Source organism: Azospirillum formosense (assembly GCF_013340925.1).
Classification (GTDB): Bacteria; Pseudomonadota; Alphaproteobacteria; order Azospirillales; family Azospirillaceae; genus Azospirillum; species Azospirillum formosense.
The window spans coordinates 1-8,194 of record NZ_WHOR01000261.1; the positions used below are offsets into that span (position 1 = coordinate 1).

The window sequence follows — 8,194 nt, forward strand, 5'->3', positions numbered from 1 at the left end:
CCTGAGAGAAGGGGAGCGCACGGGCGTGCGGGGCAGCGCGCCACGGATGGACAACGCCCCCCCCCCCTGCGTGGGGGGGGGGGGGACGGGAGGGGTGGGCGCGTGACAACCAGAGGAAGGGGGGGGGCGCGGGGGGGCCCGACGCGGCGGGGGCCGGGGGGGGGGGGGGGGCGCCCCCCCTCGCCCCCCGCACCCCCGCCCCCCCGCCCCGCCGCAGGGCGGTCAGGGTCAGCACCGCCTCCACCGGCTCTGCCGTCTCGTTCAGCAGATGGATCGCCAGCCCGTTCACCCCTTCGTCGGTCAGCAGGATCTGCACGGGCCGGAAGGCGCGGCGCAGCGCGTGCCACGCCGCCTTCGGCACGCCGCCGGACCCGACCACGCCCCAGCCGGCCCCCGGCCAGACGTCCTGGAACATCCAGACCAGCCCGCCCGCGCATAAGGAGCCGACCCGACGCCATTCCGCGAAGACGGCCTCCATCACCTCCCCCGTCACGGCGCGCGACAGCCGCGCGTAGCGGTCGGGGTCCTCGTAGCGCAGGACCATCGGATCGCCGCCATACAGCATCCGCAGGTAATGGTCCCGCACATCCTCGAAATCCCAAGGCGCGCCGGGGTCGCGGGGCACGCGCGCCTTCCAGCGCGGATCGTGGACCGCCGGAACACCGGGCAGCGCCCCGGCCTCCGGCATGTTGGCGAAGGCGAGGCATTCGGAGGCGAAGCGAACATTCGCCCGACGCGCGTCCTCCAGCGGGCGGAGATAGGCCCCGACGCCGTAGTAGTGGGTCACGCCCGCGTCGGCGGCGAAGGGCAGCGGTCCGCCGGTCGGGGAGTTGGTCACGTAGGGCACGTCGGGCCGCCCCCGTTCCGTCTCCTCCCGCAGGACGGTGTCGAACAGCGGCTGGCTCCAGCGCTCGCGCGGCAAACCGAGCATGGCCGCCTGCTGCTCCGCCTCGCTGCCGCCGCACAGCACGGCAAGCGACGGCGCGGCCTGCACCCGGTCGAGGAACTGCGCCGCCTCCCGCCGGGCGACGTCGAAGAACGCCTCATCGGCCGGATAGTCGAAGTTGGCGAACATGAAATCCTGCCAAACGAGAATTCCCATCTCGTCGCACAGGTCGAAGAAGGCGTCGGCCTCGTAGGTGGCGATGCCTGGAACCCGCAGCATGGTCATCCCGGCCTGCCGTGCCAGTTCCAGCCAGGGGGCGTAGGCGTCCCGCGTCCCCGGCAAGGCCACGATGTCGGGGCTGCTCCAGCAGGCGCCGCGGCAGAAAATCCGCTCCCCGTTCACGCGCAGGGCGAAGCCCTCGCCGGGCTCGCGCTCGATGCGCCGGAAGCCGGTGCTCCCCAGGTCGACGCGCTCGTCGCCCACCACGGCACGCACGGGGTGGAGCGCCGGCCGACCGTGGCTGTGCGGCCACCAGGGCGCGACCTCCGGCAGGCGGACGGCGCCGCGCAATTCCCCCGGCCCGGTCCAGCGAAGCGGAGCCCGCATCTCCCCCACTTCCAGCCAGCCCGGCGGGGGAGCGGACCCGGTCCACTCCGCCGCCAGCGTCAAGGACAGGCGGCCGTCCCGCCCCTCCAGCATGGCGCGCATGTCCGCCGAGCGGACGCGCAGCGGACCATCCTCCGTGATCAGTTCCACCGGCCGCCAGGGGCCGACGGCCGGCACGGGCGGGCACCAGCCGGGCATGTGGCCAAGCAGCGTCGTCCGCACCGCGCGCAGCCCCGCCGGCTCGGCCAGCCGAACCGGCCAGCGGCCCCGACCTTTCTGCGCCCTGAGCACCGGGTTCAGGGCGCGGAAGACGATGCGCAGCGCGTGCACCCCGTGCAAGGTGACGGGAACGTCGTGGCGCTGGAACATGCTGGCGCTGCTCAGAATGCGCTCCCCGTCCAGCCAGACCTCCGCAACGGTGGCGAGGCCATGGAAGCGCAGGGTGCAAGGCCCGTCACCGGTCAGCCGCGTCCGGTACCAGACGTCGCGGTCGTGCAGGGGAAGCGGATCGCCCAGACGGTAAAGCCCGGCCTCGCGCAACGCCTGCGCGACGGTGCCGGGCACCGGGGCGGGCAGCCAGTCCCCCGCGGGCGTTCCGCCCGGCTCGGTCACGCACAGTTCCCACCCCGTGGACAGGGGCGTCACGCTGCGGCCGCTCACGGCATGAAGGCGCGCCATGGTCGGTCACCCGTAATGGCGGAGCAGCGCGCCAAGCGCGCCGTCGTATGCGCGCTCCATCGCCTCCAGCGGCGGCGCGTAGTCGCCAAAGCGCCGCCGGTGCACGCCACGCGCAAGTTGGAACTGAAAGGCTTTGGCGGTGGCGGAAAGGCTGGCGCAGGCCTCCGCCGCGTTCGTCGGCCCGCCGATCCAACGGACATGCATCCCGAGCAGTTCGAAGTTCGCTCCCACCTGCCGCAGCGTGTTGAAGGCGTAGAGGTGAAAATAGTCCATGGGCCGGGCAGCCAGACTCTCCAGATGCTCCGGCAGGGCGGCGCGGAAGGCGGCGATGGGGTTGCCCGCCGGGCGGCGGCCCAGATGGCGGGACAGCAGGGTGCGGGACGCCTCCATTAGGGTTTCTCCCTCCAAGGCCGGACCGCTGCGCTTCACGAACTCCACATAGGGAAACAGAGGGGCGGGGGCGAACAGGCCGTCGTAATCCTCCCCTTCCAGCATGAAACGCCCGGCGTTGTGAATGTAGTCGAGCCGCCGCGCGCCCGCGTCCATGCCGAGAATCGCGATGGTCGTCTTGACGTGCTGCGCGCGGTACGACGTTCCCCGCGTGTCCGGCAGATGATAGCCGTCCACCTCCACCAGAACGGGACGACCGCGCGTCACCTGCACCGCCGCATGGGTCTCCACCCGGTCGTAGAGGGCGAGTTCCTGCACCTCCAGCCCGTAGAGGCGGCGCAGGTCTTCCGGCGGCACCTTGAAGAAGGTGAACTGGTCGCCTTCGAAATCCTGGGCGACGGTGAAGGCCAGGGAGGCCATCGGCTCCATCCCCAGCGCCCGCAGCAGCCCGAGCCACAGGTCGGTGTAGCAGTTGGTCTCCGCCCAGTCGCGGTCCGGCCTGTCGAGCGGATGCTCCATGCCCGGCCTCCCCTGCCCGCTCAGCCCCAGAGGACGGCGCGCACGGCGGCGGGCCACGCCTTCACGTCCAAGCCGTGATGGCGGAACAGCGCCAGCGCCACCCGCTCCATCCCGAAGCCGACGCAGGCCGTATGGGCAACGGCGCCGTCCGGCGTCCGCAGGTCCCAGAGCAGCCCGAAATGGTCCTGGTGGTAGTTGAAGCTGAGGCAGGCGGTGGGCTGCTCGACCGACGCGATGGGGATCAACAGTTCGAACTTCAGCCCCTGGTCGCGTTGGCTGACCGCCAGCATCCGCCCGGCCCGCCCGAAAAAAGGGTCGTTCGCCAGATCGACGGCCACCGGCAGGGCGAGCGATTCCATCAGCGCCCGCCCCCGCTCCACCCAACTCTGCCGGAAGGCCATGACCTGCTCCGGCGTGCCGGCGCGCACATATTCGCGCATCCGGAACAGCTGCATCCGCGCCGGGTCCAGCGACGGTTCATGGCGGAAGCAGTAGGAATAGACATCGACCAGCGCGCCGTCGGCGGGCAGCGGCCCGCGCTCCGCGATGGTGGGGTAGACGGGGTAGCAGGCGGCAGGGGTCAGGACGACGTTGGTCGCCATCTGGGCGTCGGTCCACTCCTCCCCCTCCTCCAGCCGGCGCAGCAGGGATTGGTGGGCGCGCTCGTCACCCTTGAAGGCGTGTACGGTGCCGGCCAGATGCGGGAAGCTCTTCAGATAGCCGCTCTGTTCGAACTGGTGGCGGGCCACCCCAGGAGGGAAGCGCATGACGTCCGCCCCGTCGCCGCCGCCCCAGGTGGTGATCAGATCGTTGAAGCGATCCACCACATCCTCGAAGACTCCGCTGCGGCCGTACAGCCCGTCGACCCCTGTGGGGATCAGCAGCCCGGCCGCGATCAGCGCGTCGCGGAACGCCGCCTGCCCATTCTCCACCGGTGTGCCCTCTGCCCGCATGTCCATCCGCCGCATTCCGTTCCGAGAAAGCCTCAGCCGAAGAGAGAACCGTTGTCCCTGTGCGCCAGCAGCAGGTTCGCGGTGTTGCCCAGTATCCGGTCGTTGTTGATCATCAGCGGCGCCGAGTGGGCGTCGCGCAGATGGCGGCACAGGCTGTAAGGGCTGTCGTTGCGGTAGGCGGCCAAGCCGCCGGCCAGCATCGCCTGCCCCACAATCCGCACCACCATCTCCGCCGCTTCGGTCTTCAGCGTGTTCATGGCGACCGCGAAGCCCGGGGCGGTGAGACGGTCGGGATCGTCCGCCACCTCCTCGAAGCGGGCGAGCGCGCCGCGCACCAGGCCGCGCATGGCCTGAAGGCCGGCGGTCGCCTCGGCGAGACGCCGCGCGCCCGGTGGCGGGGTGCCGGGACGCTTGCGCGCCTCCGCCCGGATGAAGGCGGCGGCCCGCGCCACCGCGTCGGTCGCGATGCCCAGCCAGACGCTGCTCCACAGGATGTGCGTCACCGGCAGCATGGTGCGGGCGGAGATGTCGGCATAGGGCAGCGGCAGGATCTGCGCCCGCTCCGCCTCCGCCACCAGCCGGTAGCCGACGCTGCGGGTGCCGCGCATGCCCAGCGTGTCCCAGCCGCCGATCTCCTCCAACCGCGCCTGCCCGCGCAGCACAGGCACGATGACCTGATCGGAGGGCGGCGAGTCCGCCGCGCGCCGCGCCGTCACCAGAATCGCGTCGGCCTCCGCCCCATAAGAGATGACCGTCGCCTGCTTTTCCAGCCGGAAGGCGCCGCCCGTCTCGCCCTCTACGGAGCAGACGCTGGAGCGCACGTCGCCTCCAATCCCGGCCTCGGTCGTCGCGGAGGCGAGAAGAAGCTGCTCACCGGCCAACCGCTCCAGAAAAGCGCGATGCCAGTCGCTGCCCTGCCCATGGCGCACGAGGCAGGCCACCTGGATCTGGTGCATGGCGTAGATCAGCCCGCTGGACGGGCATTTCTGGGCCAGCGCATGGGCCACCGCCGCCGCATCGGTCAGACCGCCGCCGCCGCCGCCGAAATCCCGCGGCACCATCAGGCCGAGCAGCCGCGCCTCTTTCAAAGCGGTGAAACTTTCCTTGGGAAAGCGCGCCTCGCGATCCACGCTGTCGGCGTGGTGCTCCGCGATGGCGGCAGCCTCTGCGGCGACCGCCGCCGGACCGTCCGGCGCGGCCGCCCTCATCCGGCCCCCGTCCCGCCCGGCGCGCCGTCCAGCAAACCGGCAACCGCGGCACGGATCGCCGAGATGCTCTCGAAGGTGCGGCGGCGCAGCAGATGTTCCGGAAACTCGATGCCGTAGCGCTCCTCCAGCGCCAGCATCAGGTTCACCGACCCGTGGGAGGTCAATCCGGCGGCGTAGAGGTCGTCCTCGTCGGACAGGGTGGAGGCATCAGTAGCCAGCCAGCCGCTGTCGGCCAGAAGCGCCCGGATGTCGGCGGCGCTGACCGCCGGGGCATCACCGCCCCGCGGCGCCGTTCCAGCCGCGATCTGCCAATCCGGTTGGCGCATGCTCATTCCTCCTACCCCCATTCAACCTCTGGCTTTCCCTGTGCCGGGACAACGCCACAAAACCTTAATTGTTCTGCGTCTTCCTCTGCTTTTCCGTATGTGTCGGGTGCTTTTCGGATGCTGGCCGCTCCTCTTGCTTAACACCTGTGGCGATTGCCGTTTCCCCGAACGGCTCTAATTTGAGCGACGGTTCATCCAACAACCAGGATCGGGAGATCACTATGGCTGTGCGGCAATCGGATGCGGAATGGCGGGGAAACCTTGCCCAGGGATCAGGCACGATGCGGCTGGGCAGCGGCGCGTTCGAAGGCGCCTACTCCTTTCCGTCGCGCTTCGAGAATGGCACCGGCACCAACCCTGAGGAACTGATCGCCGCGGCCCACGCCGGCTGTTTCTCTATGGCGCTGTCCGCCGGCCTGTCGAAGGCCGGGCACACGCCGACACGCGTCCACACCACCGCCCGCGTCCATCTGGACAAGTCCGGCGAGGGCTTCGCCATCACCAGGATCGAACTGGACTGCGAAGCCGAGATTCCCGGCATCGACTCCCAGACCTTCCAGCAGCAGGCCGAAGGTGCGAAGAAGAACTGCCCGGTGTCCAAGGCCCTGGCCGGAACGGAGATCACCTTGAACGCCCGGCTTCTGTAACCGTGTCCGGCCCGGCGGCCTGCAAGGGGGCAACGACCGTCGGGCCGACACCGCCCATTAACCTCCGCCGTTGGAATTTGCCACATTGGCATTGCAGGAACGAAGCGTTGGATCGGCGGGAATGCGCTATTTGACAATTTGCTGCATTTACAAATCCGGGCATTCACAAAATCGTTAATCGACAAAACTCCACCCACTCGGGCGACGCGACATAATCTGCCTCGATTTTTGCAAAGAAGCTGCCTCTCTACCTTTCACTACATAAATAATCATGAATTCAACGCCTATTTTTTGACGCTCACAGCAAAATTAGGCAAAAATTATGTTATGATTTTTTGTGCCTTTATGCGTTTTATCTTGGCGGTCATGCGGAGTACCCGTTATGATCGGATGGTGTAAACCATTCGTCGTAACGCTTACGCCCCGATCGCAAGGTGAATCGCCCATGCCGCCGTCTACCCTCGAGTCGATCCGTCAAAGCCTGATGTCGGGCGGGCGCCTGCCGACGATGGTCGCCGCCCCCATCGCGCTCGGCGTGTCGCTGGCTGCGAACGCGGCGCCGATGGACACACTGTCGACGATCCAGAACCAGACCTTCGAGCCAACGGCCGGCAACATCCTCATCACCAGCACCGGCGGCGTGGTCGACAGCGGCGCCGGCAACGTGTTCACCGATCTGCCTACCGGCGTGTGGGTCAAGGCAGACAACGGATGGACCCTGACCAACCAAGGCACGATCAAGATCTCGGTCGAGACCAACTTCTATCAGGCCGATGGCATCTACGGGCAGAACTACGGCACCGTGATCAACTCCGGGCTGATCAGCGTGCCGAACACCTACACCGGCATCCTGTTCGCCGGTTCGGCGAACAATCGGAAGTCGGCCATCGAGAACACCGGGACGATCATCGGCAACTGGTCCGCCATCGAATCCGCTCATGCGATCAGCCTTACGAACGGCTCCACGAGCAACGGCACGGCGCTGATCAAGAGCGTAAGGTCGCCGCAAGCGTTTTCACAGGTGGATTACCCTGCGATCAACGTGTATGGCCTGACCACACCCAGCGTTATCACCAACTACGGCACGATCGTCGGAAACGTCGACGCGCTTTCCGTCAGCGGCGTTTCGACCATCGTCAACCATGGAACGATCGCCGCCGGCAACGGCTTCAGCGCGATCAAGACATATGCGTTCGGGGCGGGCAGCTTCATCAACCTGCAGGACGGCAGCGTGCTGGTCGGCGGCATCCAGGCCGATGGACAAAACCAAGTCCTTCTTCTGGAAGGCAGCGGCACCCTGTCCGGGCCGGTGTCCGGCCTGACCACGCTCAACATGAGCGGAACGGAGTGGACGCTGGGCGGCGTGAGTTCGGCCGCCGCCACCAACGTCCAGACCGGCACGCTGCGCGTCAACGGTTCCCTCACCACCGGGCTGCAACTCAGCAGCGGCACGACGCTGACGGGAACCGGAACGGTCGTCGGCGACGTGACCAGCCCGTCCGGCACGACCGTGACGCCCGGCGGCTCCGGCGCGCCCGGCACACTGACCGTTACCGGCAACTACACGCAGCAGAGCGGCAGCACGTTGGTGATCCGGACGACCTCTTCCGCAGCCAGCAAGCTGGCGGTCACCGGCACCGCCACGATCGGCGGCGACCTGTCCGTCACCTCCACCGGCAGCGGCTACGGCGACAGCACGACCTACACAATCGTGACCGCGACGGATGGTGTGTCCGGCGCCTTTACCACGATCACCGGCAGCGACGCGACGCTGACCCCGACGGCCACCTTCGACACGGCGGGAAAGCGGATTCAGCTGACCCTGACCAAGGCGACGCCGCAGCCGGATCCGGATCCGAACCCCAACCCCAACCCTGATCCGCCCCCGAATACCCACCCCCCGCCCCCCCCTCCCCCGAGCGGCGCCATCGCCGGCTCTCATACCCCACTTACCCTGGCGCCGGCCTACCCCCGTGAATCT

The 8,194-nt window shown here is 68.5% G+C and carries 6 protein-coding genes and 1 pseudogene; 2 read left to right on the forward strand and 5 right to left on the reverse strand.

The annotated features are described in order from the left end of the window. From GBZ26_RS24045 to GBZ26_RS24065, 5 genes are all read right to left on the reverse strand, one after another. On the reverse strand, window positions 1–2,170 hold a 2,170-nt coding region (locus GBZ26_RS24045), incomplete at its 3' end, for a glycosyl hydrolase 2 galactose-binding domain-containing protein (RefSeq protein WP_174441016.1). Between the two features lie 6 nt (window positions 2,171–2,176). Further along, window positions 2,177–3,079 carry a DUF1839 family protein gene (locus GBZ26_RS24050; RefSeq protein WP_174441017.1) on the reverse strand — a complete coding sequence of 301 codons (903 nt, stop codon included), beginning with the start codon at window positions 3,077–3,079 and terminating at the stop codon, window positions 2,177–2,179. Between the two features lie 20 nt (window positions 3,080–3,099). Next, a complete protein-coding gene (locus tag GBZ26_RS24055; protein ID WP_246654080.1) occupies window positions 3,100–4,038 on the reverse strand; it encodes an amino acid--[acyl-carrier-protein] ligase in 939 nt (312 codons plus the stop codon). A gap of 26 nt (window positions 4,039–4,064) precedes the next feature. Then, a complete protein-coding gene (locus GBZ26_RS24060) occupies window positions 4,065–5,240 on the reverse strand; it encodes an acyl-CoA dehydrogenase family protein (RefSeq protein WP_174441019.1) in 1,176 nt (391 codons plus the stop codon). Further along, complete coding sequence (locus GBZ26_RS24065; protein WP_174441020.1) at window positions 5,237–5,566, reverse strand: acyl carrier protein; 330 nt, start codon at window positions 5,564–5,566, stop codon at window positions 5,237–5,239. The genes GBZ26_RS24060 and GBZ26_RS24065 overlap by 4 nt, the downstream gene beginning before the upstream one ends. 281 nt (window positions 5,567–5,847) lie before the next feature. On the opposite strand from GBZ26_RS24065, the gene GBZ26_RS24070 reads away from it, so the two are divergent. Beyond that, window positions 5,848–6,213, forward strand: coding sequence for an OsmC family protein (locus GBZ26_RS24070; protein WP_343207298.1), 366 nt, complete (start codon window positions 5,848–5,850; stop codon window positions 6,211–6,213). A gap of 445 nt (window positions 6,214–6,658) precedes the next feature. After that, window positions 6,659–8,194 (forward strand): annotated as a pseudogene (locus tag GBZ26_RS24075) (autotransporter domain-containing protein); the annotation flags it as partial.

Coding starts and splice junctions, on each gene's coding strand:
- GBZ26_RS24050 (WP_174441017.1), bottom strand. CDS start 3,079: ATGGAGCATCCGCTCGACAGGCCGGACCGCGACTGGGCGGAGACCAAC.
- GBZ26_RS24055 (WP_246654080.1), bottom strand. CDS start 4,038: ATGGACATGCGGGCAGAGGGCACACCGGTGGAGAATGGGCAGGCGGCG.
- GBZ26_RS24060 (WP_174441019.1), bottom strand. CDS start 5,240: ATGAGGGCGGCCGCGCCGGACGGTCCGGCGGCGGTCGCCGCAGAGGCT.
- GBZ26_RS24065 (WP_174441020.1), bottom strand. CDS start 5,566: ATGCGCCAACCGGATTGGCAGATCGCGGCTGGAACGGCGCCGCGGGGC.
- GBZ26_RS24070 (WP_343207298.1), top strand. CDS start 5,848: ATGCGGCTGGGCAGCGGCGCGTTCGAAGGCGCCTACTCCTTTCCGTCG.